37 protein-coding genes and 2 pseudogenes are annotated in these 25,681 nt (G+C 31.5%); 34 read left to right on the top strand and 5 right to left on the bottom strand.

Going from position 1 to position 25,681, the window contains the following annotated elements:
* Nucleotides 1–361 precede the first annotated feature (361 nt).
* The 6 genes from QW060_RS26210 to QW060_RS26185 all read left to right on the top strand — a co-directional run bounded on the left by QW060_RS26210 (nucleotide 362) and on the right by QW060_RS26185 (nucleotide 3,963).
* Nucleotides 362–1,516 carry an AAA family ATPase gene (locus tag QW060_RS26210; protein WP_317623269.1) on the top strand — a complete coding sequence of 385 codons (1,155 nt, stop codon included), beginning with the start codon at nucleotides 362–364 and terminating at the stop codon, nucleotides 1,514–1,516.
* Nucleotides 1,509–2,261 carry an HNH endonuclease family protein gene (locus QW060_RS26205; RefSeq protein ID WP_290362594.1) on the top strand — a complete coding sequence of 251 codons (753 nt, stop codon included), beginning with the start codon at nucleotides 1,509–1,511 and terminating at the stop codon, nucleotides 2,259–2,261. Before QW060_RS26210 ends, QW060_RS26205 begins: the two co-directional genes overlap by 8 nt.
* 173 nt (nucleotides 2,262–2,434) lie before the next feature.
* Entirely contained in the window at nucleotides 2,435–2,881 is a 447-nt protein-coding gene (locus tag QW060_RS26200) for a hypothetical protein (RefSeq protein ID WP_290365520.1), read from the top strand.
* On the top strand, nucleotides 2,860–2,982 hold the full coding sequence (locus tag QW060_RS26195; protein WP_290365519.1) for a hypothetical protein: 123 nt from the start codon (nucleotides 2,860–2,862) through the stop codon (nucleotides 2,980–2,982). The genes QW060_RS26200 and QW060_RS26195 overlap by 22 nt, the downstream gene beginning before the upstream one ends.
* A gap of 526 nt (nucleotides 2,983–3,508) precedes the next feature.
* Entirely contained in the window at nucleotides 3,509–3,691 is a 183-nt protein-coding gene (locus QW060_RS26190; protein WP_290362596.1) for a hypothetical protein, read from the top strand.
* Complete coding sequence (locus tag QW060_RS26185) at nucleotides 3,655–3,963, top strand: hypothetical protein (protein ID WP_290362597.1); 309 nt, start codon at nucleotides 3,655–3,657, stop codon at nucleotides 3,961–3,963. Before QW060_RS26190 ends, QW060_RS26185 begins: the two co-directional genes overlap by 37 nt.
* 584 nt (nucleotides 3,964–4,547) lie before the next feature.
* Here QW060_RS26185 and QW060_RS26180 read toward each other — a convergent pair.
* Nucleotides 4,548–4,772, bottom strand: coding sequence for a hypothetical protein (locus QW060_RS26180; protein WP_290362598.1), 225 nt, complete (start codon nucleotides 4,770–4,772; stop codon nucleotides 4,548–4,550).
* A gap of 28 nt (nucleotides 4,773–4,800) precedes the next feature.
* On the opposite strand from QW060_RS26180, the gene QW060_RS26175 reads away from it, so the two are divergent.
* The 4 genes from QW060_RS26175 (at nucleotide 4,801) to QW060_RS26160 (ending at nucleotide 8,103) form a co-directional block, all read left to right on the top strand.
* Nucleotides 4,801–5,514, top strand: coding sequence for a DUF6794 domain-containing protein (locus tag QW060_RS26175; RefSeq protein ID WP_290362599.1), 714 nt, complete (start codon nucleotides 4,801–4,803; stop codon nucleotides 5,512–5,514).
* Nucleotides 5,515–5,739: 225 nt separating this feature from the next.
* The gene (locus tag QW060_RS26170; protein ID WP_290362600.1) at nucleotides 5,740–6,471 is read left to right on the top strand and encodes an HNH endonuclease; all 732 of its coding nucleotides are present in this window, start codon (nucleotides 5,740–5,742) and stop codon (nucleotides 6,469–6,471) included.
* A gap of 226 nt (nucleotides 6,472–6,697) precedes the next feature.
* Nucleotides 6,698–7,246 carry a GNAT family N-acetyltransferase gene (locus tag QW060_RS26165; RefSeq protein WP_290362601.1) on the top strand — a complete coding sequence of 183 codons (549 nt, stop codon included), beginning with the start codon at nucleotides 6,698–6,700 and terminating at the stop codon, nucleotides 7,244–7,246.
* A gap of 218 nt (nucleotides 7,247–7,464) precedes the next feature.
* On the top strand, nucleotides 7,465–8,103 hold the full coding sequence (locus QW060_RS26160) for a hypothetical protein (RefSeq protein WP_290362602.1): 639 nt from the start codon (nucleotides 7,465–7,467) through the stop codon (nucleotides 8,101–8,103).
* 22 nt (nucleotides 8,104–8,125) lie between these two features.
* On the opposite strand, the gene QW060_RS26155 is transcribed toward QW060_RS26160, so the two are convergent.
* On the bottom strand, nucleotides 8,126–8,311 hold the full coding sequence (locus QW060_RS26155) for a hypothetical protein (protein WP_290362603.1): 186 nt from the start codon (nucleotides 8,309–8,311) through the stop codon (nucleotides 8,126–8,128).
* A gap of 21 nt (nucleotides 8,312–8,332) precedes the next feature.
* Between QW060_RS26155 and QW060_RS26150 the strand changes: the two genes are divergently transcribed.
* From QW060_RS26150 to QW060_RS26105, 10 genes are all read left to right on the top strand, one after another.
* Nucleotides 8,333–9,172, top strand: a complete 840-nt coding sequence (locus tag QW060_RS26150) for a hypothetical protein (RefSeq protein WP_290362604.1) — start codon at nucleotides 8,333–8,335, stop codon at nucleotides 9,170–9,172.
* Between the two features lie 273 nt (nucleotides 9,173–9,445).
* Entirely contained in the window at nucleotides 9,446–9,979 is a 534-nt protein-coding gene (locus QW060_RS26145) for a hypothetical protein (protein WP_290362605.1), read from the top strand.
* Entirely contained in the window at nucleotides 9,973–10,248 is a 276-nt protein-coding gene (locus QW060_RS26140; protein WP_290364696.1) for a CPCC family cysteine-rich protein, read from the top strand. Before QW060_RS26145 ends, QW060_RS26140 begins: the two co-directional genes overlap by 7 nt.
* The gene (locus tag QW060_RS26135; RefSeq protein ID WP_290362606.1) at nucleotides 10,230–10,439 is read left to right on the top strand and encodes a hypothetical protein; all 210 of its coding nucleotides are present in this window, start codon (nucleotides 10,230–10,232) and stop codon (nucleotides 10,437–10,439) included. Before QW060_RS26140 ends, QW060_RS26135 begins: the two co-directional genes overlap by 19 nt.
* Nucleotides 10,440–11,102, top strand: coding sequence for a DUF4919 domain-containing protein (locus QW060_RS26130; protein ID WP_290362607.1), 663 nt, complete (start codon nucleotides 10,440–10,442; stop codon nucleotides 11,100–11,102).
* A gap of 340 nt (nucleotides 11,103–11,442) precedes the next feature.
* Entirely contained in the window at nucleotides 11,443–11,634 is a 192-nt protein-coding gene (locus tag QW060_RS26125) for a hypothetical protein (RefSeq protein ID WP_290365518.1), read from the top strand.
* Entirely contained in the window at nucleotides 11,558–12,316 is a 759-nt protein-coding gene (locus QW060_RS26120; protein WP_290365517.1) for a helix-turn-helix domain-containing protein, read from the top strand. Before QW060_RS26125 ends, QW060_RS26120 begins: the two co-directional genes overlap by 77 nt.
* A gap of 79 nt (nucleotides 12,317–12,395) precedes the next feature.
* Entirely contained in the window at nucleotides 12,396–12,782 is a 387-nt protein-coding gene (locus QW060_RS26115) for an FAD-binding oxidoreductase (RefSeq protein ID WP_290365516.1), read from the top strand.
* Between the two features lie 26 nt (nucleotides 12,783–12,808).
* Complete coding sequence (locus QW060_RS26110) at nucleotides 12,809–13,105, top strand: hypothetical protein (RefSeq protein ID WP_290365515.1); 297 nt, start codon at nucleotides 12,809–12,811, stop codon at nucleotides 13,103–13,105.
* A 256-nt stretch (nucleotides 13,106–13,361) separates the two neighbouring features.
* On the top strand, nucleotides 13,362–14,000 hold the full coding sequence (locus QW060_RS26105; RefSeq protein WP_290362610.1) for a hypothetical protein: 639 nt from the start codon (nucleotides 13,362–13,364) through the stop codon (nucleotides 13,998–14,000).
* Between the two features lie 21 nt (nucleotides 14,001–14,021).
* Here the strand turns inward: QW060_RS26105 and QW060_RS26100 are convergent, their stop codons facing one another.
* Entirely contained in the window at nucleotides 14,022–14,333 is a 312-nt protein-coding gene (locus QW060_RS26100; protein WP_290362611.1) for a hypothetical protein, read from the bottom strand.
* Between the two features lie 379 nt (nucleotides 14,334–14,712).
* Between QW060_RS26100 and QW060_RS26095 the strand changes: the two genes are divergently transcribed.
* From QW060_RS26095 to QW060_RS26065, 7 genes are all read left to right on the top strand, one after another.
* Entirely contained in the window at nucleotides 14,713–15,288 is a 576-nt protein-coding gene (locus tag QW060_RS26095) for a hypothetical protein (RefSeq protein ID WP_290362612.1), read from the top strand.
* Nucleotides 15,272–15,394 carry a hypothetical protein gene (locus QW060_RS26090; protein WP_290362613.1) on the top strand — a complete coding sequence of 41 codons (123 nt, stop codon included), beginning with the start codon at nucleotides 15,272–15,274 and terminating at the stop codon, nucleotides 15,392–15,394. Before QW060_RS26095 ends, QW060_RS26090 begins: the two co-directional genes overlap by 17 nt.
* Before the next feature lie 243 nt (nucleotides 15,395–15,637).
* Nucleotides 15,638–16,018: a nucleotidyl transferase AbiEii/AbiGii toxin family protein gene (locus tag QW060_RS26085; protein WP_290362614.1), complete on the top strand. Its 381-nt coding sequence runs from the start codon at nucleotides 15,638–15,640 to the stop codon at nucleotides 16,016–16,018.
* A 219-nt stretch (nucleotides 16,019–16,237) separates the two neighbouring features.
* On the top strand, nucleotides 16,238–16,792 hold the full coding sequence (locus tag QW060_RS26080; protein WP_290362615.1) for a hypothetical protein: 555 nt from the start codon (nucleotides 16,238–16,240) through the stop codon (nucleotides 16,790–16,792).
* Between the two features lie 5 nt (nucleotides 16,793–16,797).
* Nucleotides 16,798–16,944: a hypothetical protein gene (locus QW060_RS26075; RefSeq protein WP_290362616.1), complete on the top strand. Its 147-nt coding sequence runs from the start codon at nucleotides 16,798–16,800 to the stop codon at nucleotides 16,942–16,944.
* Nucleotides 16,945–17,113: 169 nt separating this feature from the next.
* The gene (locus QW060_RS26070) at nucleotides 17,114–17,701 is read left to right on the top strand and encodes a J domain-containing protein (RefSeq protein WP_290362617.1); all 588 of its coding nucleotides are present in this window, start codon (nucleotides 17,114–17,116) and stop codon (nucleotides 17,699–17,701) included.
* 12 nt (nucleotides 17,702–17,713) lie between these two features.
* Nucleotides 17,714–18,058, top strand: a complete 345-nt coding sequence (locus tag QW060_RS26065; protein ID WP_290362618.1) for a DUF2085 domain-containing protein — start codon at nucleotides 17,714–17,716, stop codon at nucleotides 18,056–18,058.
* Here QW060_RS26065 and QW060_RS26060 read toward each other — a convergent pair.
* Nucleotides 18,044–18,199 carry a hypothetical protein gene (locus tag QW060_RS26060; protein WP_290362619.1) on the bottom strand — a complete coding sequence of 52 codons (156 nt, stop codon included), beginning with the start codon at nucleotides 18,197–18,199 and terminating at the stop codon, nucleotides 18,044–18,046. The two genes, QW060_RS26065 and QW060_RS26060, sit on opposite strands and share 15 nt — an antisense overlap.
* A gap of 434 nt (nucleotides 18,200–18,633) precedes the next feature.
* On the opposite strand from QW060_RS26060, the gene QW060_RS26055 reads away from it, so the two are divergent.
* From QW060_RS26055 to QW060_RS26025, 7 genes and pseudogenes are all read left to right on the top strand, one after another.
* Nucleotides 18,634–19,170, top strand: a complete 537-nt coding sequence (locus QW060_RS26055; protein ID WP_290362620.1) for a hypothetical protein — start codon at nucleotides 18,634–18,636, stop codon at nucleotides 19,168–19,170.
* Between the two features lie 45 nt (nucleotides 19,171–19,215).
* The gene (locus QW060_RS26050; RefSeq protein ID WP_290362621.1) at nucleotides 19,216–19,686 is read left to right on the top strand and encodes a hypothetical protein; all 471 of its coding nucleotides are present in this window, start codon (nucleotides 19,216–19,218) and stop codon (nucleotides 19,684–19,686) included.
* Nucleotides 19,687–19,930: 244 nt separating this feature from the next.
* Nucleotides 19,931–20,638 carry a PH domain-containing protein gene (locus tag QW060_RS26045; protein WP_290362622.1) on the top strand — a complete coding sequence of 236 codons (708 nt, stop codon included), beginning with the start codon at nucleotides 19,931–19,933 and terminating at the stop codon, nucleotides 20,636–20,638.
* Nucleotides 20,639–20,808: 170 nt separating this feature from the next.
* The gene (locus QW060_RS26040) at nucleotides 20,809–22,278 is read left to right on the top strand and encodes a class A beta-lactamase-related serine hydrolase (protein ID WP_290362623.1); all 1,470 of its coding nucleotides are present in this window, start codon (nucleotides 20,809–20,811) and stop codon (nucleotides 22,276–22,278) included.
* 111 nt (nucleotides 22,279–22,389) lie between these two features.
* Nucleotides 22,390–23,550, top strand: coding sequence for a S41 family peptidase (locus QW060_RS26035; RefSeq protein WP_290362624.1), 1,161 nt, complete (start codon nucleotides 22,390–22,392; stop codon nucleotides 23,548–23,550).
* 175 nt (nucleotides 23,551–23,725) lie between these two features.
* Nucleotides 23,726–24,233 (top strand): annotated as a pseudogene (locus QW060_RS26030) (GNAT family N-acetyltransferase).
* Between the two features lie 438 nt (nucleotides 24,234–24,671).
* The gene (locus tag QW060_RS26025) at nucleotides 24,672–24,797 is read left to right on the top strand and encodes a hypothetical protein (protein WP_290365514.1); all 126 of its coding nucleotides are present in this window, start codon (nucleotides 24,672–24,674) and stop codon (nucleotides 24,795–24,797) included.
* Between the two features lie 512 nt (nucleotides 24,798–25,309).
* Here QW060_RS26025 and QW060_RS26020 read toward each other — a convergent pair.
* A pseudogene (locus QW060_RS26020) lies at nucleotides 25,310–25,681 on the bottom strand (aminomethyl-transferring glycine dehydrogenase); the annotation flags it as partial.

The raw sequence follows: 25,681 nt of genomic DNA, 5'->3' as shown, positions 1-25,681 counted from the left end.
AAACGGGCGAAATGAGATAATTCTTCTTTCTTGCCCACAAATGCACCCCCATAGTTTATCTAACTGGTATATTTTGATGGATATATATCTTAGTACTCTTCTGTTTCATAATGTTTAATAGAGTTTCTATGTATTTATTATAAAATAATACTCTGTTTACGGTTTTCCGTATTCTTATATTAAAATACTTTGTTATGTTTGTTAAAAGTTTTTATAAACAAAAGCTATCGATAGGGTTTTACGAAACTATGATGTGTTTGTTTTGTGCAAAAATAATGTTAGCTGTAATTTTTTCAACCACAACAACAAGACAAATCGACCGAAACATTAAATAGAAAATGATAAAAATAAACAATATTAAATCGCAGGTATTGGACCTATTAAAGATTTAGAACTAAAGTTTGACAATCATTTCAATATTATCTGTGGACAAAATGGAATTGGTAAAACTACAATTTTAGATTGCCTAGCTCAATCATTTGCGGGTGCCCAAACAACATTAAAAAAAACAGCAGGCTTTGAAAAAGGACAATGGGATATTAATGTTACAATAAATGGGAATGTTTCTTCCAAATCATTCTTAACAAATCAATTCCATCCTAATGAAACGAGTCGAAATTATAATGGATATTATCAAAATTCGAACGATGTAATTGTTTTTAAAACACACAGAAATATAGAATATATAAGGCTAAATTCACTAGGTACTGACAAAATAAAAGACTATAACACTTTTTCACAAGAAACAATTCGAGGTTCTGTTTCAAATGAGTTGAAAAATTGGTTTGTAAATCGTTTTTTATTTTCAGCTCAACCAAATACTTTAGATGAAAATCAACTGAAAAATTATGAGTTAGCTAAAGAGTGTTTTACTATATTAAATCCATCAATTAAGTTTTCAAAGGTTTTACCAAATTCATTTGATATTTTACTTTCCACACCGTTAGGAGAAATTTATTTCGAATATTTATCTTCCGGTTATAAATCTAGCTTAGCCCTAATTCTAGGATTAATACAAGAGATTGAATTAAGGTATAAAAATCCAACTAAATTTATTAAGGACTTTGATGGTGTTGTCTTAATTGACGAAATTGACCTGCACTTACATCCTGAATGGCAGGCAAAAATATATGAGGCTTTAAAATTTATTTTACCAAATGCGCAAGTAATAACTTCAACTCATAGTCCACATATTATTCAAGTTTCGAATGCGAGTGAAATTATACCACTAGTAATAACTGAAACAAATGAGGTGAAAATTAATCCTATTGTCAATCAAGTGTATGGTTGTCAAGGCTGGTCGGTTGAAGAAATCCTTACTGACGTTATGGGGATGACTGAAACAAGAACACCTACATATCTAGATGCTATTTCAAATTTCAATACAGCCATTGATAACGAAGACTATGAAACAGCAAATGCTCAATTTTTAATTTTAGATGCAATGTTGCATCCAGAAAACTCATTAAAGAAAATATTAAAAATTCAATTAACTGGAATTTCGACAAATGATTAAGTTAGACAGAACTCCAAAACCTGTCGAGCTTACAGCAGAATTACAAGTTGCTTTGACAGATGAATTTAAATCAACAGGAAAATCAGTTTGGAATGTTGACTTTATTAAAAAAGGATTATTAGGCTTTTCCAATGACAAATGTTGCTACTGCGAAGCAAACATTAATGAAGAAAGCAAGTACTTGGAAGTAGAACATTTTAACCACAAGGATACATATAAAGACGAAGTTTTAGAATGGGAAAATTTGCTTCCTTCTTGCAAAAAATGTAATGGAACAAAAAATGACCATGATACTAAATTAGAGCCTATAATTGACCCAAGTAAAATCGACCCAAAAAACCATTTAAAATATTGGCGTTATAGAATTAAAGGTTCTGACGAGTTCGGCAAATTAACTGTTTCTGTTTTAAAACTTAATGACCAAGACAGGTTAGTAAAGAAAAGATTTGAAATTGGAAATGCAATTCAAGAAAAATTAGAACAATTGAACGAGTTAACTGATGATTACATAAGTGGAGTTCAAACTAGTACACGTAGAAAGAATAGGGTTGTTAATGGAACAAAAGACCTTATGAAAGAAGGACTTCCGACTGCAATTTATTCAGCGACATCTGCTGCTGTAATTCTGACAGATACTGAATTTGAAGCACTAAAAAGTAAATTGACCTCATTAGGATTTTGGGATGCAGAATTAGCTCAACTGGAAATCGAATTAAACAAAACAGCTTTAAAACTTGAAAAATAAAAGCTACAGCTAACAAGGTATTGCCAAAAGCAGGGCTGAACAGCTTCGATTGAGCTTTTGTACAAGGTTCAAAAGTAGTAATTCTATTGAACTTTTGTGCTAAAAATCCCCGCCTTCGCAAAGAGTCAAAACGTTATTTACAAGAATTCTACCAAAATTTCAACTATAAATCTATGACAGAAAAAGAGTTTTTAAAATATATTCATAAGAGATTATCAACTATTTCAGTTGGCGCTTCTGCTTTACGAAATCAAGGTGCATCTGGAATAATTAAAACTGCAAGAAATTATTTTTATGAAATTAAAATTGATGATTTTATAGCGACAATTGACAATGGAAATGACTACAAAAAGTTTCTAAACACACACACTGAGAAACTAGTTTCAAAATTTCCCAAAGAAGCAAGATCTTGGGGAGCAGCTAGAAAAGGTTTAAATTTATTTTTTAGAGAAATTGTTTATAATAAATTCTTTTCAGACTATTACAAACTACCAATTGAGTTTACTAAATTCAATGACAAAATAAAATACTTAGAAGTACCACTTGATAAAGATGTTGCTACAGGAATTTACAATGACACTGAATTAAACATTCCAAAATGGAAATCAATAAAAAATTAGATTTAGATCTAAGTGAAAAATATCAGAATGCAGCACAAGAGATTTCAAAAAAAATAAATATTGCCAAAGTAAATCTTGATTTAAAATACTGGAGAAAATAATTATAACGCCTGCAGATAACATAGGTTTTGCGAAATGGAGTCTTAAATAAATATAGAAAGTTTGTGCATTTTTACCCGCAACAGCCTTTTATATTTCCTTTTTTCATAAATTTAGAAATAATAAAAGGCTGTTGCTTAGCTTAGTACAAAATTGAAACTTTCCGCTTCAATTTCCGCCACTGACGCCAAGCCCCGAAAATTTATATGTTATGGTAGGACGACAAACAACAACTAATGGACAATGACGAAAATATTAACATACTGCTTTGACGAATGGCGGCGACCTGTTCTTGTTTTTGGGCTGACAGCTTTAATTATGGTTTTGTGTGAGTTGACAAATATCCACAAACTACAAGACTTCTCTTTTCTGTTATTTGTGCTTGGCTTTTTAGGACTAATCATTTCGACAATATATCAGTTAGTAAAAAGACGCTGGCGTTTTGCAATCTTGACGACAATAATTATTGGAATTTCATTGGTTGCATTTTTCTTTTACTCAATAGCCTTGTTTTGGAAAGACCAATCAATGCCTGACACATACGCTGACAATTTAAAAATTCCGACAGATCTAAGTATCAATGAGCCACTTGACCAAACTGAACCAACTAACATTGCAGATATTGACTTTTACATTTACAAATCATTTCAACCAGGACTTTATTCATACGCTGTTTGGACAAAAAAATTGAGAGTGGTTATTGTTATTTAAAAGCATTTGAAGTTACACACAACGACCCTTTATCAGCAGACAGACTAAAAGAAAGAAGTAAAATAAAAGTTTTTAATTCAAGTGATACGACAGCAAAGTTTGAAATGACTGCAAGAGAAGGTTATAGTGCAGAAGGAATTTTTACAATTTATGAAGGAGATTGGGATAAACCTTATGCAGCAAGATTTGAAGTTTGGTTTGTTCCAGACAATGGTGGGAAAGAACGAAAACTAATCGAAAAAAACTTTAAAATTGAAGGATGGCAAAGGTGAAAGACAAAAGAACCACAGCATATAACACGGGGTTTGCATCAGGCGGGCTGACGTACAAACTTGGAGCTTTGTACTTCTATGAACTTTAGTAGTAAATTAAAATTTGTGCTCTGAAACCCGCCCGAACGCCAAGCCCCGAAACGTTAGCAGCCATATTAAATGACGACACCGTACAAAATATTGACTATTTTATTGTGGTTTACGACCATTGGACAAACTTTTGCACAGACAACTTATTCTATTTGCTACATCCATACTATTAAATCACAAAATGAAAAATTCTTTTTAAAAACTATTCCATTTGATAATATTGAGCAAACATCAACAGGAATAACAACCGTTTTCAATTCTGACTCAACCGAAGTTTATAAGATTGATAGACATTTTGAGTTATCGGATAACAGTAAAGAAGTTTTTTTAAGTAATGACGGGAAAACTATAGCTTATGTAATTGACAGAGAATTTAACTGGAAAGGTGTTCAAAATAAGAGTATCGAAATATATAAAAATGGAATTTCTACAAAACAATTTCAGTTAACTGACTTAACTGACTGTAATTCTGACAACGAAGATTGCTATTTATTTTATAAAGAAGCAATTGATACCGTTGTTTGGGAAAGTGGAAAAAGAAAAATAACATTCAAAGAGAACGTATCTGACTTTGAAAAGAAACTAACAGAAAAAGCAACATACTTAAATAACGACACTCTATACATTTTCACCAAAACATCTAAACTAATTACTATTGACTTGAATACAGAATATTTAAGTTCGATGCCAATTTCAGGAGTTAATACGGAAAAATTCACAGCAATAAAACCTATTCAATCACATATAGTGAAGTTTAAGCCTTCTTCATTATACGGACTACCAAATCTTTCAAATGGTTTAACATTAGAAAAAGGTTTGGCTGAAAACCTTGAAATGAGAGTTTTTCCCGAAGGCAAAAAAGGTTCAGATAAATTCAAACGGTATTCTGTTAATGTTGAGATTATCATTGATAAAGACGGTAATGCTATTCTTGATAAAATTGAGAATTATAACGGACTTACTGAAGATAGAATTGAAAATTTCATATCCTCACAAAAATTTATAACAGCATCAATTCCTTCGGAAACTGAAAAATGGAGGTTTAGTGGGTGGATTGCTTTGATGAATAAAAATAAGAAAGAAGCGAAGCAAGAAAAACAACAAGAACTTATAGAAGAAAGAGAAGCTTATAAAAAGCGAATTGTCGCTGATTCACTAAATGGACTTTATATTCCTAAAAATCTCGAAGAGTGCTTTTTGGAACTCAACAAACTTTTAAAACACAAAGACATTGAAACAATTAAAAACCTAAAAGACAGAAATGAAACAATTATGTATCATCACGGATTTGGGACTTGGCTTAGAAATAATTGGGGACTTTGGGGTGGTTCAAGACTACAACAATATTTAATTGATAAAGGTCTTAGACATCCTGACGATATGTCTGCAACCATTCTTGAATATTATTATGATTGGTTAAACGAACAGCACGAAAAATGGAAAGAATTTGAGGCTAAATAAATACGGCTGCTAACAAGCAGTTTGGCGAAATGGCGGGGTAACGGCTAAGTTGAAAGTTTCTGCTTTTTTATCCGCCGAATGTGTTCCACATTCAGCTCTTTTTTAATAATTTAGCTTCTGTGGAAACACATCGGCTACGTTACTGCTAAATTGAACTTTTCGTCCAATTTATCCGACACTTCGCAAATGCGTTTCCCGTTACCTGCAATTTTTAAAACGGCGTAAGTGAGAAATCCGAGATGGCATCGTGATGAATTAATCCTGACTTTAAATTTATATTTTAAACTAGATTCTTCATTATTTGAAAAAAACAATCCTGAAGTAATTGAACTTTCTAAAACATTAAACAAACTTCCAATTTATTCTGAGGAGGAAAGGAAATTAAATTTTAGAAACCCCAATGGAACAGCTATGAAATTATGTAATTTTATGGCAATTGATCCTGATAATCCAAATAAAGGTTTAACAAGTTTCTCAAAACTAGACAAAGAAACATTCTTTGAATTCAATGAAAATGTCAAAGAATTAGAAAGAATTTCTACTCTAATAATGGAATCTATAAACAATGTACAAACAATTAATAAACTTTACAAAATCGAAGACGAAGAAGATAATTACGTCAAAGAAGGTTTTGAAGGTGAAATAATTTATAAACTTCATAAAGCCAGAGAACGGGATAATAAACTAACAGAATCTAAAAAGAAACTAGTATTTAAGGAAACTGGAAAACTAGAGTGTGAAGTTTGCGGATTTGATTTTTTAAAAAAATATGGTGAATTAGGAAAAGGCTTTATTGAATGTCATCATACGAAACAACTTTCTACATATGAAACTAAAAAAAAAACAAAACTTGAAGATTTAGCTTTAGTTTGTCCTAATTGTCATAGAATGCTACATAGAAATTTAGAAGATATGTCAATTGACAACTTAAAAGAAATAATAAAAAACAGCAGGTAACATAGGTTTGGCGAAATGCGGGGTTAAGTGCTAAACTTATCCTTCGGATTTCTATTACTCCAATGCTCTTCGCATTGTCTTTTTCACTAATTTAGCCAACGGCTCACAGCTTTGGCTCACTTCGGTGCAAAACTAAACTTTTAGTCCATTTTTGTCCCGCACTATCGCAAAGCCTTTTCCCGTTAGCGGTCAGCTTAAATGAAGACAATCATACGACAAGAGAGAAATGAAAATATTTGCAGAAACGGAACGACTAATTTTAAGGGAAATACTTCCGGCAGACATTGACGGAATGTTTGAACTTCATTCTGACCCGGAAGTTCATAGATTTTTAGGGAACAAAACAGTAAAGAGCAAAGAAGAAACGAATAACCTCATAAATTTTGTCAGACAACAGTACACAGACTTCGGGATTGGACGCTGGGCTATTATTGACAAAAGCACAAATAATTTCATTGGTTGGACAGGTTTAGAGTTTGTTACTGTACTAACAAACAACCATAAAAATTACTATGACCTCGGATATAGACTAATTAGAAAATATTGGGGCCAAGGAATTGCAACAGAAACAGCAATTGCTTCATTGAAGTATGCATTCGAAAAACTTAAAACAGACGAAGTTTTCGCAAGAGCTGACAGCGAAAATATCGGTTCAAACAAAATATTGGAGAAAGTAGGACTAAAATTTATTGAAACTTTTAACCTTGACGGAATAAAACATAATTGGTATAAAATTGATAGAAACGATTATGAAAGAACAAAGCCGAATCGCTAACATGGGTTTGGCGCAATGGCGGGTTAAGGCTAAAAATTAAAGTTTCGGTTTTTTATTCCGCAAAAAGCCAATTATATATGTTTTTTATTAAATAAATTGGCTTTTGCTTATCTGAATTACTAAATTGAAACCTTTCGCTTCGATATTCTTACCTTTAGCAATACCCAAATAGTTACCTGTGATTTTAGAAAAAAGCACACCCAACATAAATTAAAGAAATGATGAAACAACAGTATTTGATTATAGGAATTATAATAATCGCAATTATTGCATTTTTCACTTGGACTAAACTAAAAAATCAAACGCCAAAACCTGACACTGATACAAGAAGACCTTCTGAAAAATATTTTCCAAAAAATAAAATCATGAACGACAAAATTGTAATCATTGAAGATATTGATGAAAGTGATGCAAAGAAAATTATTAAAGAATTTTGTAATTCTTACAACAAAGAAACGTTTCAGGTAATTCCTGTTCTATCAAAACTTTCGGACAAAGAATTTGCTGTAACATTTCCGTATGACATACAGTTTGAATTCTTGTGCTATTTTATCAACTATGTAAATTATCCAATGGGATTTGACAGGCATTTTAAAACAGTAGGCTGGACAACTACCAAACCAAATGACACTTGGATAACGGACAAAAGTGTAAATAAAAAGGTTATGCTTTTTGTAAGCGATTTTGACACGGAATACGATAATGTTTTTATGACAACTGACGATAATATTGGTTATAAACTTGGTTTTGCAATGGGAGAAGAAAAGCAACTTTTAAATAATCCTGAAAAAAGGTACAACAACCAACCCATTACAATTGATGAGTTAATAAACAAGGAACAAACTGAATTTAAATAAAAAAACACCTGCTAACATCGCTTTAGCAAAATGAACGTTTAAAGGAGAAATTGAAAGTTTCTCCTTTTTTGTTACAACAGCCTTTTATATTTCCTTTTTTCATAAATTTAGAAAATAATAAAAGGCTGTTGCTCAAGTCAGTGCAAAATTGAAAGTTTCGGCTTTTTAATTCACCACTATCGCCAATACGCGGCTCGTTAGCCGACATCCTTAAAATGCAGCAATAAATTTGGAAGCAAGCAATTCTAATAATATTGAACTTATCCTTAATTCGATAACTGACTTCTCATTTGAATTTGATTTCGAAGAAGTAAAAAAACATATGGTTCTTGAAGAAGTTTCAAATGAGGAATTAACAAAATTAGGTAAGGAAAAAATTAATGAAAATTTCAGTAAGAATGTATTTAAAATCAAACTTCCAAATGGAAACTTAATTGATGCTGAATCTATCTATAAACATAGCTTAGAAAAGAATATAAAAGAACCAGTATTATTTATAAACCCTGATCATAAATATGTTAGATGGATAATTAAGAAAGATTTCACAACCAACCAACTAAAAAATAAAATTAGAAATCATTTAAAATTGGATAAAAACATTGATTTTAATGAATTGCAAAAATCTTTGTTAAAAGAAGATATTCAACAACAAGAAATTGTTGGATATATTAATGAGCTACCGATAAAAACTACAGAATACATGACTGAAGGGAAATTTATTATTCAATCATCGTGTTCAAAAAAATATGGTCGAAAATTAGTTTTTGAAACTATTCAAGAACTGAAAATTGAAAAAGATATTTTTGTCAAAAGCAAGGTGAAACAAGACATAAAATATATTCGATATTATTTTATGTTTGTATTTGCTGTATCTATTTTATGGTTTTTAAGTAAACAAACTCAAATTTTTGAAGATTGGTTTATTTCAGTAACAGGATTTGTACTGTTCATTATTCCTTTAGTTGTGATGCGTCTGATAAATCATTCAATATTTGATTCTCTATTATTTAGAAAAAAAGCAGAAAAAAAATATGAAAATGATTATTACAAAAAATTATCTATTGAATAAAAGGACGATCGGCTAACATCGCATTGGCAAAATGCGGGGTTTTGTGCTGATAGAAAATAGATGCTTTTTATCCGCCAAATGCTGTCAGCTTTGGCCTTTTTTCTTTAATTTAGCTAACGGCTCACAGCATTGGTTACCGTTCGTGCTAAATTGAACCTTTCGTCCAATTTATCCCGCACTATCGCCAAGCTGCCGAACCGTTATGCACCATTTTAGGACAACCCTACTCAAGACAAAGTGAAGACAGAAAAACGATACGAAATATTAAACGCTTTGCCGACTTATGGACCGATGTATGTTCCTGTAACTGACAATGGAGAACCTTTTTATTCCGAAGGGTTTCCTGTTCGATTTTACAAAAATGACGGAACAGAATGGGTCGCAAACTTTCAACCGGGTTGGACATACTTAAAAGAAATCATAGAATTTGAAAAAACTCAAAACTTGTTGGTTATGGCTTTTGGGACTTGCTACATAATGAACCCAAACGACACAAAACCAATTCGAGTTTTTGGCGTTGGTTATAGTGACATCTTTAGTGTAAGTAACGACAGACTTGTTTTACAAGACCAAACAGACTTGACAATTGTTGAACCAGACGGAAGTCATTGGCACACCGAAAGAATATCGTGGGACGGATTAGCTGAAATTAAAATTGAAAATAATTTGGTGACAGGACTTGCATTTAATCCTATTCACGATGCTGACGAATGGGTTGCGTTTAAGTATGACCTTGACACAAAAGCTTTGACAGGTGGAAGTTATTATTCATTTGAGAACAAAAAACCTTGGTGGAAAGTATGGTAACAGAGAAGTTTGCTTGTCCTTGTTGTGGTTACAAGACATTCAGAGAACAACCTAACGGCTCATATGACATCTGCCAAATTTGCTTTTGGGAAGACGACCCAATTCAACTTGACGACCCGAACTATGAAGGCGGAGCAAACCGAGTTTCACTAAGACAAGGACAAAAGAACTTTATTAAATTTGGTGCTTGTGAAAGAGAGATGATTAAAATCGTAAGACAGCCGACAAAGGACGAACAACGAGACGAAAATTGGAAACCATTAGAATGACAATAAAAACGGTGCATAACATCGTATTGACAATAGGCAGGCTGAACGGCTTCGTATCAACGGAAGTGCAAAATTTAACTTCTGTTCTTCGATTGAAGTTCAGTGCTAAAATCCCGCCCATCGCCAATACGCGGTCCGTTGTAGGCAATATTAAAAAGACACTGCATAAAATAACACTGACTAAAAGATAGATGAAAGCTTTTTTACTTTTAATTTTTGTTTTATTTTTCTCACAAGCCAATGCTCAGAATGAACTAACTATTAATTATTCTGAAATTAAAGAGGAAATTGAAGACCAGAATTCTCCTAATTATTATCCAAAACTTTTAAAGAAGTTTAATGATTTTGACAAAGAGTTAAAATTTGAAGAATATGCATTATTATATTATGGATTTACTTTTCAAGAAAATTACTTAAAAAATCAATCAGAAGAAATTGAACTTTCAAAATTAGAGCAAGATGAAAAATTTGAGGAGTTAATTTCTGCGTGTGAAAAATATCTTTTAAAAAATCCAGTAAGTTTAAAAGCAAATGATTTAATGGCTTACTCTCTTTATAAACTCAACAAACCAGAATCGGAATGGAAAAAATTTCAGGATAGATATAGAGCACTTAGAAAAGTAATTGTTTATAGTGGAAATGGTTTGACTTGCGAAACTGCATTTAAAGTAATTAGCGTTTCAGATGAATATGATATTTTATATAGTTACTTTGATGTAGAAAATATTAAAAAACAAAGTTTAGTTGGTTTATGTGACAAATTTGAAATTTCTCAAACCAAATACTATCAATCAGATATAATATACTTTGACATTTCTCCAAAATTAATAAGAAGTGAAAATCTAAAAAAATAATACTGCCTACAACATCGTATTGGCAAAATGGCGGGTTAAGGGAGAAATTAAAAGTTTCTCCTTTTTTATCGCAACAGCTTTTTATAGGTACTTTTTTTATAATTTAGTTGATAGTAATAAGCTGTTGCTCAATTTAGTGTAAAAATTGAACGTCATCACTTTCTAGCCCGCCACTATGGCCATACGCGGCCCATTGGTAGCAACCTTAAACGACAACCGCTCAGACATTAACCAACAGACAAAAACGGGAAATCAAGCCTACCCACCACCCGGCATAATTTGACACGCTTAAATGTAAATCGGGGACATTTATTTCTAACTTTGGAACAGAATAAAAACAATGCCGACAAAATCTTCCATACCTGTAAATCCTATGACAGCCGAATTAGGCGAAGGTATTTTTGTTGGAAGAATAACAACCGAAGACTTTCATTTGTACAAACAGTTCGAAGGATTTGACAACATTAAACAATCGCACAGGGACGAATATCATTTGTTTTTTTTTACAAGAAAAAGGAACCACAAGCATTGAAATCGACTTTCAAAAACACACTATAAAACCGCTTTCGGTTATCTTTATTCATCAAAACCAGGTACACCGAATACTATCATTCAAAAACGCAACAGTGAGCATTTGGGCAATCAGCGACGAAAATCTAAATCCCGAATACTTGAAATTATTGGAAGATATTTCGCCTGCCAAACCTTCGACATTAAAAAAAGAAAAGTTTTCTGTCATTTCCGAAGCCCTGTCACTTTGTACAAAATTATCGGAACGAAAAGATGAAAAGCTGTATCATTCTTTACTCAATGGAAGTTGCAATACTTTAGTGGGTCTTGTAATTTCACAGTATTTAGTCCAATCAAAACCGTTAGACAAACTTTCACGGTTTGAAATCGTAACCAAAGCATTTAAAGAATTGTTGGAACGAAACTTTGTTACTGCCAAAAGCCCGACAGAATACGCACAACAATTAAATATTTCTTCGCCTTACTTGAACGAATGTGTAAAAAAAACAACAGGACATTCAGTTTCGCACCACATACAACAGCGAGTAATTTTAGAAGCAAAACGTTTGCTTTATCATTCTGATAAATCAGTAAAAGAAATTGCAACGGCATTAGGATATGATGACTATCCTTACTTTTCCCGACTGTTTACCAAAGTTGTAGGAATGTCTGCTTTGGTGTTCAGAAACAAAAACCGCGATTAGTCCAATACTTACCCTTTTCTTGCATTGTTTGACATTGCAATTCATTGTTCCTTTGCATTAAATTTTAATGGAGTAAACAATGATTTCAAGCATACCAAAATGGATGATAACCTTATTTGGAAACAAATTAAGCCCAAATGTAACAGTTATAGAAATAACTTTTTTAAGCCTACAGATAAAGAAAATTCGTTTTCAAGGCGATATATCAGAATGGGATTTCTCAATCGGCTATGCTTCTGTAATTCGTGTGAGTGAAACAGAATTTAGAAATTATACAGTTGCCTACCACAATAAAGAAAACGGAGTTTTTGATATTATTTTTCACATTCACGGCAACGGAGTTGGAAGCAAATTTATAGAAAGCCTAAAAGTAAGCGATAAATTGTTTATCAGTCCGCCAAGAGGAAAAAAACTGTATGAACAGAATGAACAACAACAATCTTTTTTGGCGATGAAACCTCATTAGGCGTCGCCTTTGCAATATTGCCGTTATTGAAAAAAAATAATCATCAATTTCAATTCTATTTTGAGTTAGACGAAGAAAACAAAAGTGTTCCCGAACTTTTAGAATTAGAAAATTACACTGTTTTCACAAAAAACAATTCGTTTAGAAATGAAAAATGGTTAAACACTTTACCTTTATTTCAAACACAGGAATGGAACATCGCCAATTTCGCATTAGTCGGGAATGCCAAATCGGTTCAGACATTCAGAAAAGTTTTAAAAGACAAAAAGCAAGGAAACATTTACTCACAAGGTTATTGGCTTGAAGGCAAAAAAGGATTGTAAAACTCAAATCAGAAAACAATGACACATACACATCAGCACTCTCATAAAAGCGGAATTATATTAGCTTTTTGGCTTAATCTTTTATTCCAAAAAAAGCCAATTTTATTGACTTTTTTTATATATTAGTAAATAGAAATGGCTTTTCCTTACCGTGTCAATAAATTGGAATTTTCCGCTTCGATATTCTTACCTTTGGCAATACCCAAAAAGGTACTTGTAATTTTAGAAAAAAGAATACCCAATATAAATTAAAGAAATGATAAAACAACAGTATTTGATTGCAGGAATTATAATAATCGCAATTATTACATTTTTTGCATGTACTAAACTAAAAAATCAAACATCAAAACCTGACACTGATACAAGAAGACCTTCTGAAAAATATTTTCCAAAAAAGAAAATCATGAACGACAAAATTGTAATCATTGAAGATATTGATGAAAGTGATGCAAAGAAAATTATTCAGGAATTTTGTAATTCCTACAATAAAGAAACTTTTCAGGTAATTCCTGTTTTATCAAAACTTTCGGATAAAAAATTTGCTGTAACATTTCCATATGACATACAGTTTGAATTCTTTTGCTATTTTATCAACTATGTAAATTATCCAATGGGATTTGACAGGCATTTTAAAACAGTAGGCTGGACAACTACAAAACCAAATGACACTTGGATAACGGACAAAAGTGTAAATAAAAAGGTTATGCTTTTTGTAAGTGATTTTGACACGGAATACGATAATGTTTTTATGACAACAAATGATAATATTGGATATAAACTTGGTTTTGCAATGGGAGAAGAAAAGCAACTTTTAAATAACCCTGAAAAAAGGTACAACAAACAACCCATGACAATCGATGAGTTAACAAACAAGAAACAAACAGAATTTAAATAAAAAACCTCTGATAAAATTGCTTTAGCGATATTTCAGGAACTGAGAAATTGAAGTTGAAATTAAATAATTATAAAGATTCGCTTTAATGAATATTATACTAAAAAGCATTATTTCTTTTGTTTTAATAGGCTTATTAAGTACTATTATTTTTATTTGGTATTTAATATATAAGAAATATCCTGGAGGGAATGTTGGGATGGCTCCATTACTAATAATATTAAATTCTCTGTTATCATTAGTCACTTCACTTATTACACTTCTTATAATAAAAATTTTAGCTAAAAAAGAATTGTCAATTATTAAAAGTAACTTCTTATTTTCAATAGTTAACATTTTTATTCTATTTTTTTATTTCGGTTCTAATCCATTTATTTATTACGAAAATGAAATTTATAGAAATGTAAACTTATGGAGTTACTAAGTGTATTTATTTCTTTACTAATTGTGAATGGTATTTTACTAATTAAAAAAAACATCGCATGAAAACAGTTTGACGAAATGGAAGTTTAAAACAGAAATTAAAAGTTTACACTTTTAATTGCAACAGCCTTTATATTTATGAACGAGTTTTTTATTTTTTTTAGGTGTTCATGATTATTTAATTCCTTTTTTCATAAATTTAGAAAATAATAAAAAGCAGTTGCTTAGGTCAGTGCAAAATTGAAAAGTTTAGGCTTTCTAATCCTCCACTATCACCAATACGCGGCCCGTTGTGCGTCACCTTACAGAAACTATGAGAACAGAAGAACAATGTAAACCAAATCAACGATTTCTCTTTGCTGATGAATATTTGTCGGATAAAGCAGTTGTTATGTGGCAAACTGAATGTGTAAAACGCTGTAAAGACAAACCTAAGGGACAAGCTTATGAAAAGTACATTAATTGGACACGAAAAGAGAACGAAATAGCTGTATTTACACTATATGCTTATGCCGACTTTGAAATACCTAAAAAATTTGACATTATATTTCATTTAGACAACCCAAATGATTTTATAAAAATTGACTATAAACTAACTCAAAGTATTCACGAAGCTTGGTTTCCATTAGACACAGTTGACGATGGACATAAACATCTTTGTGTATTTTCTTTTGACAAAGCCATACCTGAAATACTTAATACTTTGCATAAAGGGGACGACAAATTTTCAACTTCACCCAAGGGACAAAGGAAATTAGGGTTTTGTAATTCTAAAGACTTTGATGAAATAAAGACACGAATTGAAAAAACATTTGAATTGAAAAAATTATACGGTGAAAAATGGTGGGAATATGACAATGATGAATAAAAAGGCTAACGCACAACATCGGTTTGGCAATATGGCGGCTGACGGAATTCTAATGAACATTTGTGCAGAAACTAACATTTGGAACTTTTATGAACTTCAGTGCTAAAAATCAGCCACATCGCTAAGCCGAAAACCGTTAGGCACAATAGTAAGACGATACAATGCAAATAGAAAAACTCTCGGACAATTGGATATTCGAACGACACTCTTAACATACAATTAGAGAATGGTTAAGACAATTGCGTTATTTCTATTTTAAAAGGGCTTGGGGTGGACACGCTAACGACGGAGACGAATTTCAAATCGCATTTTCATTTACAGACCGACAAGGCCTAATAAATAAAATTGTGTGGGTACAGATAAGGACAATGTGGTAAAATTAGATGTGTTTTATACGGATACTTTTATACAATCTTCTTTGATTGCGGATGCAATCAGAATGGCTACTACCGAAGAAATCATTGCTATGAAAATAGATGTTGTACAACGTATAGGTCGCAAGAAAGATTTCTGGGATTTGCATGAACTGCTGACCCACTACAATATTTCTACTATGCTTTCTTTGCATCTAGAACGTTATCCTTATACACACGATGAAGAACTCATATTGAACAACCTCATTAATTTTGAGTTTGCTGATGATGATTTTGATCCAATCTGTTTAAGGGGTAAATATTGGGAGTTTATAAAGGAGAATATTGTTGATGCAGTAAATGCATATAAACCCTAATCCAAATATTCTGAAAAGCATTAGCTCAGCAATCTTCTTGATTGACATTTATTCCTACTTCTTTTAGCATTTCCATTGCTTCCTCAATAGGGATTTTTTCTATTTCCTTTTCTATAATAATTTGATTTTGAATTTGCATCAAATTATGGTTTTCCGTAAGTAAGCTTAAAAATTCTATTTTACATTAGCAAAAATAATTTAAGAACTAATTTAAAAAAAATGTTAAAAAAGATTCTCTTTGTTTCTGCTATGACCATCATGTCAATTACAATTTATGGACAAGAAATAAAAAAAGATGCTGAAACTATTATAACAAAAATGGATATTTTCACATCCAAAACAGGCGGTATAACAAAATTTGTCGACACTAAATTACCAAATCTTAAGACAACTTTTGGTTCGACTGAAACTAAAGTTAGAAAAATTGTAAACGGTAACTCATCCGTATCTTTTTATCAAATAGTAAAAGAAAGTAAATATAGTAATACTACAGCATCAATTGAATACAGTGATTTAATAGAAGTACTAAAAGCATTAAAGGCTTTGAAAACAGAAGTAGATAACGATATCGCCACAAATCCAGATTATCTTGAAAATAAATTTGTTACTGTTGATGGATTTCAAGTAGGCTACTATGTAAGCAAAGGAAAGGCTAGCTGGTATATAAAGTTGGAAAAATATGGTTCAGACAATACATTATTTATTGATAATGCAGACATCATTGAAATCGCATTTACTGAAGCTAAAAATAAAATAGAAGAACTTAAAAAATAAAAGATATGAAACCAATTGAATTTATTAAGCCTGGCCCAAAACCTAAAAAACAAGATGGAACTCCTGACAAAAGAAGAAGAGTAACTCCTGAAACTAAACCAAAACATCCTGGTCTAAGACCTCATGAACATAAGCCCGGTGATCAAAAATAAAACTGTAGTTAACCAGGTTTTGCTAAAGTGTGGCTGAGTTGTTTCGATTGAGCATTTGTACAAGATTCCAATATTAGTAATTCTACTTATTTTTTTTACTAAATACGCTCCCTCACCAAGACTTCGACACGTTAGCAGTCATTGTAAAAAGACAGAAATGGAATAAAGAATGAAAAACCATTATCAGACATTGGGAATAAAGCGTGATGCTTCAAATGACGATATAAAAAAGGCGTATAGAAAACTTGCACAAAAGTTTCACCCGGACAAAAATGACGGAGATAAATTTTTTGAAGAAAGATTTAAAGAAATACAAGAAGCATACGAAATACTGTCTGACCTTTATGAAAAAGGAAAGTATGATAGTAACTATGATTATTTTTTCAATGGGCAACGAAAATCAAGTCAAACCTACACACACAAAGAAGAAACAAAGTACGAAACTACTAAATCCGATTCAGAAAAAGTAAAACAAGAAAAAGAAGCCCGAGAAAAAAGAGAAAAGGAAAGAGTGGAGAAAGAACGAGTCGCCAATATAAAGAAGAATGCTGAATTACAATTTGAAGATAAGGCTTGGATTTTCTTAGGCAATTGGTTTATAATTCCTGGTGCGATAGGACTTTGTATGTTTTTTAAATACAGAAGAGAAGGATATACAAAAAAATCTAACGCTGTTTGTAGTTTGACAATTGTTAGTTTTGTTGTGCTTTTTATTTTAACAATTATATCGTTCATTGCCAAAGAGGCAGGTCGTTAAAAATATTTACGTATGGACAAAAGAAGACTTCATATTACATTTTGTCACAGAAAACCAGAACGGTCTTTATTTTGGAGAGGAAAACAGTTTCCGGTTTGTGCAAGATGCACAGGAATACACATAGGTTATATTACTTTTCCTCTATTTATGTTCAACTTTTTTACACTTAATGTTTGGTGGACACTTGCTTTAATACTACCTACTTATATTGACGGAATAACACAAGTATTTTTCAAACGAGAAAGTAATAATTTTTTAAGAGTAACGACAGGGCTAATGGCGGGCATTGGCGGAATGTCATTAGTAGCTATAATTGGGAAATATATTGGAAACCAAATTTTACTAATCTTTAAATAAATTAAACAATGACAGGAGAAAATCAACTTCCACCGCAAGAAAATCCTGATGACAAATTAAGCACAGGTCTTGCAATTCTTTCATTTTGCATACCAATAGCAGGTGCAATAATTTACTTTTCCAATAAGGACAAAATGCCAAACAAGGCAAAATCAGCTTGTCATGCAGCATTATGGGGTTTTGGAATTGGAATTGTTTTAAACATTCTTGGAAGACTTTCAGGAGCGAGTTAGAAGATCTAAGAACCATTAACATGGATTTTGTGTCAGTGGTTGTGACGTGAAAACTTGAAGTTTTGTGCTTCTAATCATGTTTACAAATAAATTAAAATGTTGTGCTCCGTAACCCATACGAATGCAAAGTCCCTAAACTTTATATGCAAATGGATTAAATCACTCATTAAAAATTTAAGAGAAACTGATAAAAATGTCTAACCATAAAGGTCAAGTTTAGAAACAATTAAAAGTCTTATCAAGAATATATATATTTAGTCAAATCATAAATCTTAGAAGGTCTGATGAAACTGTATTTTCGATAAAGGAACTTAATGGAATTAATGAAAATAAAGTAAACTTATGAAATCTATACATGAGGTTGAAATAACAAATGAACATTTGAGAAATGAAAAATATAATTTTCAACCGAAACTTACCCAAGAACTTGATACAATATCTACAGATTTTGATCAAGAAATAATTAACCAAATTGTTTTATGGAAAATAAACCGATATGCTGAAATAGACAACTATACATTTTCGTTATTAAACAGCATAAATAAAGAAGTTACATTTTTAAATGAAGCTTTGACAAAGCAAATTTTAGGAAATCTACTTTCAACAAAAGGTATACGACTTGCTATGGCTTCGACAATTTTACGATTTAAAAATCCTAAAATTTATCAAATTATTGACCAAAGAGTTTATCGGTTTATTTATGGAGAGAATATGCCAAAATATTTCAGTTCAATAGAAACCCAAGTAGAACTTTATCTTGCATATTTGCAAAAGCTAAAAAATGTTTGTCAAGAGAAACTAATTAACTTTGAATTTTCGGACAGAATTATATACGAACTAGACAAAGAATTTAACAAACACGAAAAAATCAACTACTAAATCACCAAGCCGTGGCTCGTTAGCCGATATTAAAAAGCAAACTTTATGACGAAAATTTCAAAACAATTAAGTGGTATAGCAGGTGAATATTTTGTGGCAGCGGAAATTTCAAGACGGGGCTATTTAGCAGCTATAACATTAAGGAATTCTGATGGAATAGATATTTTAGTAAGTAATCCTAATGGTGATAAATCAATATCAATTCAAGTTAAAACAACACAAAATAAGAGAAAATGGGTTTTGACACAAAAAGTTGAAAATGAAACATCAGATAAGAAATTTTTTATTTTTGTAAATATCCCTCTTGATAAAAATTTAGCTCCTGAATATTTAATAATTAAATCTACAGATTTAGCTTCTAAAATCTATTCTGGACATAGAAGTTGGTTAAATTCTCCTGGAAAAAAAGGACAAAAAAGAAACAACACAAATATTAGACAATTTGATCCCCAATATTTTAATAAAGATGAACTTCTAGATTGGACTCAGTTAATTGATATTATTGAAAAATTATAACATCAGCTTACACATGTTTTTTAAAATGGCTGGTGTGATTAAATAATGTTTTTTCTTGAATTTAATAAATGAATTGACTTTTGCTTACTGTTTCACTAAATCGAAATTTTTCCTTTAAAATTTATACCCCAGTGTAAGTATGAAACCGTTAGAAGTAAGTTGTGAAAACATACTCACAAACTAAAATGATATATATAATTAAAATATGGCAAATTGTATTCTCTGTTCAACAGAACTAAAATTTATGAATACGCCGACATTTAGCTCTGGAAAACTAAGTGATGGTGGAACTGTTTGTTCATCTTGCTTTAAGAAGATAAACAACATAAATCCGAGAGTAGCTTTTAAGTTAAAAAATCAATCTATAGCTGACATAAAAAATCTGCTTGAAGAGAAATTGACTTCAGACCAGCAAAAAAAATCTCGCCTTGACGAAATCAAAAAGCAAATTCAAGAACTCAAACTTAGCAGTGTTTCAAACTTTTTGGGAAGACGTGAAATTAATGAATTAACAAGTATTTTGGCTCCGACAGAGATTATTGACAATTTAGTACAAGGGACATATAATAATGGACAAGGAATTTTAGTATCAACAAATAGACGAATTTTATTTGTTGACAAAGGAATGCTGTATGGATTAAAAGTTGAGGATTTCCCTTTAGACAAAATCACATCTATTCAGTATCAAACGGGTTTGCTTTTAGGATGTATAAAAATTCATACATCTGGAAACATTGCAAAAATTGAAAACGTAGAGAAGGCATGTGCAAGAGGTTTTGCAGAATTTGTTCGTGACAAACTTTCTCAACCTAGTGAAACTCATAATTTCATAACCGTTTCACAACCAAATGTTTTAGAACAACTCGAAAAGTTAGGTAAACTAAAAGAAAATGGAATTTTATCTGAAGAAGAGTTTAACGAACAGAAAAAGAAACTACTACAAAAACTTTGAAAGTTTCAGTTAACATCGCTTTAGCGAAATGAAAGGTTAAAGGAGAAATTAAAAGTTTCTCCTTTTTTGTTGCAATAGCCTTTTATGTCTACTTTTTTAATAAATTTAGAAAATACTAAAAGGCTGTTCTTTTGCCTAAACGACCGCGAAAAATTAAACGACAATAATAAATGAACAAACTTTTAACAACTCTTTTTGCACTATTGATATTTTTTCCTGCCTGTGCACAGCTGGACAAAAATTCAGATTTATATAAAACCATACTGACCAAAGACAGTTTGCTTTTTGACGTTGGTTTTAACCATTGCGACATCAAGCAGTTTGAAAATTTGTTAAGCGAGAATCTTAAATTTTATCACGATAAAGATGGAATTTCTGACAAAACAAAATTTCTGACCGACTTAAAAAATGGAATTTGCAACGAGGAGACCCATCGCAAGGTTCAGCGATTTTTAGTAAAAGAAAGCACAGAGATATTCCCTCTTTATAAAAATGGTGTTCTCTATGGTGCAGTTCAGAATGGCGAACATAGATTTTCGGAAAAAAGAGAAAGTCAAGCAGGAATAGCAAAGTTTACCAATGTTTGGCAATTAGAAAATGGCGAATGGAAACTAACAACTTCTTTTAGTTTTGACCATCAAGCCTATGAAAATAATACAGGAAAATCAATATTTGACAATGAAACTGAAATTGAAAAGTGGCTCAAAGAAAATAAAGTTCTGACTTTGGGAATTGGAATTATTGAAAATGGTAAACTGCAACAAGTAAAAGTATTTGGCGAAATTTCAAAAGGGATTTCAGCACCTTATAACACTATTTTCAATGTAGCTTCTTTGACGAAACCTGTAACTGCAATAGTTGTATTACAATTAGTGAGTTTAGGAAAATGGGAATTAGACGAACCGCTTTACAAATATTGGATAGACCCGGATATTGCCAACGATCCGAGAACTAAGAAGCTCACAACAAGAATTATTTTGAGTCACCAAACAGGTTTTCCAAATTGGCGTTGGATGAATGAAACCAAGAAACTCAACTTTCAATTTGATCCGGGAACGAACTATCAATATTCGGGAGAAGGAATGGAATATTTACGAAAAGCATTAGAAAAGAAGTTTAATAAATCCTTGCAGCAATTAGCGAATGAACTTATTTTTCAACCTTTGAAAATGAACGATACAAAGTATGTCTGGGACAAAAATGTAGATACCACAAGATTGGCAACAGGTTATGATAAAGATGGAACAGCGTACGAAACTGTAAAGAACGAAACACCCAATGCCGCAGATGATTTGTTGACAACTGTTGAAGATTATGGCAAATTTTTGGTAAGTGTTATCAATGGTGATGGTTTATCAAAAAAGGTGTTTGAAGAAATGACAATTAAACAAGTAGCAAGTACAAAAGGAAAACATTTTGGTTTAGGATTTGAAATCTATGATTTAGATAATGAAGAAACGGCTTTGTCTCACGGCGGTGCTGATAATGGTGTTCAAACGCTATTTGTTATCCTTCCCAAAACAAAGAATGGTCTTTTGATTTTTACAAACTCAGACACAGGTGTAAGTGTTTATGAAACGTTACTAAAACATTATTTAGGAGACAACGGACAAAAAATAGTTGACATTGAGACGAAATAAAGTTCTTTTTATACAACGCCTTCAAGTCCGATAAAGCCATACAAAATGGTAGCGGTAATTTAAGAACAGAACTTGCTTATGAACCTAAAACTTTTGACAAAATCAATTTTCTTGATTTTAATTTTTGCTGGAAATTCTATTTTTGCTCAAACCAAATACCAAAAAGATTTTATTGAATTTTGGACAGACATCCATAATCATTATGCGTATTTCGAAGAACAAAAAATAGATTGGGACAAAGTCAGAGAAATATATGAACCCCGAGTTGAAAAAATTTCAAACGATTATGAATTTATCGAATTTTTAGAAACCGTTTTAAACGAACTCTATAACGGACATTCGTCTTTAAACACCAATCTGAATACTTCAAACAGACTAATTCCTTCAGGTTCCGACTTGTATGTTGAAAAATTAGGCAATAAATTTTATATCAAAGATTTACGGAAAGGTTTTGGAGCGGATTTATCAGGATTGAAAATCGGAATGGAAGTAAAACGTTTTAACGGTAAATCGATTGAAGAACAATTGAGAAAATTTCTTCCAAAATTTACTGACAATATCAATCAGAAAATGTATCAATATGCTCTTGATATGCTTTTTGCAGGAACACACAACACTAAAAGAGAAATTTCAGTAATAGAAAATGGAAAAGAAAAAATCTATGTTCCTGTTACGTATGCCAATAGTGAAGAATTGCTCTATAGCAAGGCATTGAATGCGAATACAGCTTACATCAAAATCAATAATTCTTTAGGAAATAATAATCTGATTGCAGAATTTGACAGAACATTGGACAGCTTGTTTGAGTTCAAGAACTTAATCATTGATTTAACGGAAACTCCCGGAGGAGGAAATACAACGGTTGCCAGAGCGATAATGGGAAGATTCGTAAATCAACTTTTGCCCTATCAAATTCACGAATTTGACGAAAAACAATATACAACCAAAAGACACTGGCATGAATATGTAACGCCAAGAAATGAATTTTATAAAGGCAACCTTTATATATTGGTCGGACGTTGGACTGGGAGTATGGGAGAAGGTATAGCCATTGGTTTTGATGGAATGAAACGAGCTAAAATTATTGGAACTGAAATGGCAGGACTGATTGGTGCTATTTCTAATTTTCAACTTACCGAAACCAAAATTGGATTTCAATTTCCGACAGAAAGATTGTATCATATTAACGGAATACCGAGAGAAAATTTTTTACCTGAAATCTTAACTCAAAACAGTGAACAAACTATACAGAAGGCTAAAGAAATCAAATAAAAATAACGGCTCCATACCAACATTTAAATAAATAGGAGATTTATCTCTCTTTTTTATTATTTCTTTTTTCTATATTTTAGTAAATAGTAAAGACTGTTTTTTTTAAAAGATTGAGCTTAGACATTCTCATTGGTCAAATACAGTAGGTTAATAAAATCCACCTAAACAGGTATATATGAACGTTGTTTTAGAAACGAATCGACTTTTAGTAAGAGAACTGCATCCTGATGATGCAGAAAACTTTTATCTTTTAAATCTAAATCCCAACGTCATAAAATATACGGGTAATACTGCCTTTAAAAACATTGAAGAAGCACGAATATTTTTAGAAAATTACCAGGATTATAAACGGAATGGTTATGGAAGATGGGCCGTAATAAAAAAAAACAAACAAATTTATTGGTTGGTGCGGATTGAAATTTGATGAAATAAAAAAGGAAACGGATATTGGATTTCGCTTTTTTGAAGAAGAGTGGCATAAAGGTTATGCAACAGAAAGTGCAATGGCTTGTGTAGAACACGGGTTTGAAAAACTTCATCTGAAACGTATAATAGGCAGGGCTATGAAAGAAAACATGGCTTCCATAAAAGTTCTCGAAAAAATTGGACTTGAATATATAGAAGATACTGATTTTGATGGAAAAGAAGCTGTACTTTATAAAATAGAACATAATAAATTTTAATGCATAACCACATAGAATAAATTCGCATGAACAAAATCATACTATTCCTATTTTTAGCTTCAACATTGCTGTTACAAAGCTGTGCATCATTTGATAAGAACGTAATGAATCCCTATAAATTGGATAAAAGTAATGTAGAGGAACTAAACGGCCTATTCGAAATAATTCAGATAGATTATGATTCGGTTTATAAAAGTACAATAAAAATTTGTGGGTTAGGAATAACTTTTATAAACAAATTGATCGAAAACTTCTTAAAGATACTTTACATCTTGACAGTTTAAAAAGTTATAAATTTGGATTAGAGATCATAAAAGAAATAAAATTAAAGTAAGTTATATTGAGAATGATACTGTTTTTAGAGAAAGAATCCTGAAAACGAAATTAAAAAAAGATGGTTATTTATATCTGAAAAACAAGAATACAAAATGTATACTTGTGCCTTTTATCGCGGGAGCTCTTGATGTTAATAGAATAAGATTAGGCAAAAACATAAATGGAAATCTTATTTTTGATTATTCCAATAACAGGTCAGGTGCCTTTTTGTTAATTATTATTTTTTAGATAGCCGAACAAGAAAAAATAGGCTTGAATATAAAAAAATCCAGTAAAACAGAGTAGAACAGCAGTTGGTTTGGATGACGGATTCACCCTAACTTTAAGATTTTTACCATGCATCAAGCAAAAAAGCCATTCTATGATTTTTTATTAAACCTGATTTAAATTCTATATACAATAATTATGATGCAGATAATAAAGCTAACGCAACTGAACGAGACGCAAAAAGAGCAGATTTTCGAGTTGTAAAGGCAGAGCTTTTTCCACAGAAATCAGAGCTTTAGGATCGGTTTTCCCTACTCTATTACAGTTATGTCTTTGGGGGTAAGCTGAGTATGTAGCGCTGTGGTTTAAGGAAATCGGTCACGAAGATTATTTTTACTGGTACGTAACAGCCTGTATTTTTGCCTCTTTACTCGTGTATTTCTTTATGAAAGATACCCGAAAAAACTCTACTTTTAATTCTAAATTTTTGGGGAAAAAGATAAAAAAAATGCTAATCGTTTGATTTGCATTTTTTATCTCCAATTTATATTAGCTTTCATATAAGCTTCAATCGGTGCACATGAGCAAACGAGATTTCTATCTCAAACGCATCATCTACAGTCGTATGAAGGCCAGAATTTATTTTCAGCAATATATTCTAAAGGATAAGCCGCCTGTTGACGGGAATAAGGTTGTTCCCAGTTTTCTGCGTTAACATTGCCAATGTATGTGGTGCATTTTTCAATACATTGTTGGTATCCTCTGCTGTAACGTTTCAATTTCTTTTCTGATTGAAATAGGGCATCACAAAAGCGATCAATCTCTGCCACATCTTCAGATTCTGTAGCTCAATCATCAAAGTTCTGCTACCGGGAACGATACCGTTGGTGCATGGAAACCATAAT

The sequence above is a fragment of the Paenimyroides ceti genome, from assembly GCF_030409925.1.
This window is presented reverse-complemented; position numbering and strand designations above follow the sequence as displayed.

Coding starts and splice junctions, on each gene's coding strand:
- QW060_RS26075 (WP_290362616.1), top strand. CDS start 16,798: ATGAAACCAATTGAATTTATTAAGCCTGGCCCAAAACCTAAAAAACAA.
- QW060_RS26115 (WP_290365516.1), top strand. CDS start 12,396: ATGATTTCAAGCATACCAAAATGGATGATAACCTTATTTGGAAACAAA.
- QW060_RS26105 (WP_290362610.1), top strand. CDS start 13,362: ATGATAAAACAACAGTATTTGATTGCAGGAATTATAATAATCGCAATT.
- QW060_RS26200 (WP_290365520.1), top strand. CDS start 2,435: ATGACAGAAAAAGAGTTTTTAAAATATATTCATAAGAGATTATCAACT.
- QW060_RS26065 (WP_290362618.1), top strand. CDS start 17,714: ATGGACAAAAGAAGACTTCATATTACATTTTGTCACAGAAAACCAGAA.
- QW060_RS26125 (WP_290365518.1), top strand. CDS start 11,443: ATGCCGACAAAATCTTCCATACCTGTAAATCCTATGACAGCCGAATTA.
- QW060_RS26190 (WP_290362596.1), top strand. CDS start 3,509: ATGCCTGACACATACGCTGACAATTTAAAAATTCCGACAGATCTAAGT.
- QW060_RS26165 (WP_290362601.1), top strand. CDS start 6,698: ATGAAAATATTTGCAGAAACGGAACGACTAATTTTAAGGGAAATACTT.
- QW060_RS26050 (WP_290362621.1), top strand. CDS start 19,216: ATGACGAAAATTTCAAAACAATTAAGTGGTATAGCAGGTGAATATTTT.
- QW060_RS26100 (WP_290362611.1), bottom strand. CDS start 14,333: ATGTTAACTATTGAAAATAAGAAGTTACTTTTAATAATTGACAATTCT.
- QW060_RS26080 (WP_290362615.1), top strand. CDS start 16,238: ATGTTAAAAAAGATTCTCTTTGTTTCTGCTATGACCATCATGTCAATT.
- QW060_RS26070 (WP_290362617.1), top strand. CDS start 17,114: ATGAAAAACCATTATCAGACATTGGGAATAAAGCGTGATGCTTCAAAT.
- QW060_RS26195 (WP_290365519.1), top strand. CDS start 2,860: ATGGAAATCAATAAAAAATTAGATTTAGATCTAAGTGAAAAATATCAG.
- QW060_RS26045 (WP_290362622.1), top strand. CDS start 19,931: ATGAATACGCCGACATTTAGCTCTGGAAAACTAAGTGATGGTGGAACT.
- QW060_RS26140 (WP_290364696.1), top strand. CDS start 9,973: ATGGTAACAGAGAAGTTTGCTTGTCCTTGTTGTGGTTACAAGACATTC.
- QW060_RS26130 (WP_290362607.1), top strand. CDS start 10,440: ATGAAAGCTTTTTTACTTTTAATTTTTGTTTTATTTTTCTCACAAGCC.
- QW060_RS26155 (WP_290362603.1), bottom strand. CDS start 8,311: ATGTCGGCTAACGAGCCGCGTATTGGCGATAGTGGTGAATTAAAAAGC.
- QW060_RS26205 (WP_290362594.1), top strand. CDS start 1,509: ATGATTAAGTTAGACAGAACTCCAAAACCTGTCGAGCTTACAGCAGAA.
- QW060_RS26040 (WP_290362623.1), top strand. CDS start 20,809: ATGAACAAACTTTTAACAACTCTTTTTGCACTATTGATATTTTTTCCT.
- QW060_RS26055 (WP_290362620.1), top strand. CDS start 18,634: ATGAAATCTATACATGAGGTTGAAATAACAAATGAACATTTGAGAAAT.
- QW060_RS26160 (WP_290362602.1), top strand. CDS start 7,465: ATGATGAAACAACAGTATTTGATTATAGGAATTATAATAATCGCAATT.
- QW060_RS26090 (WP_290362613.1), top strand. CDS start 15,272: ATGACAATGATGAATAAAAAGGCTAACGCACAACATCGGTTTGGCAAT.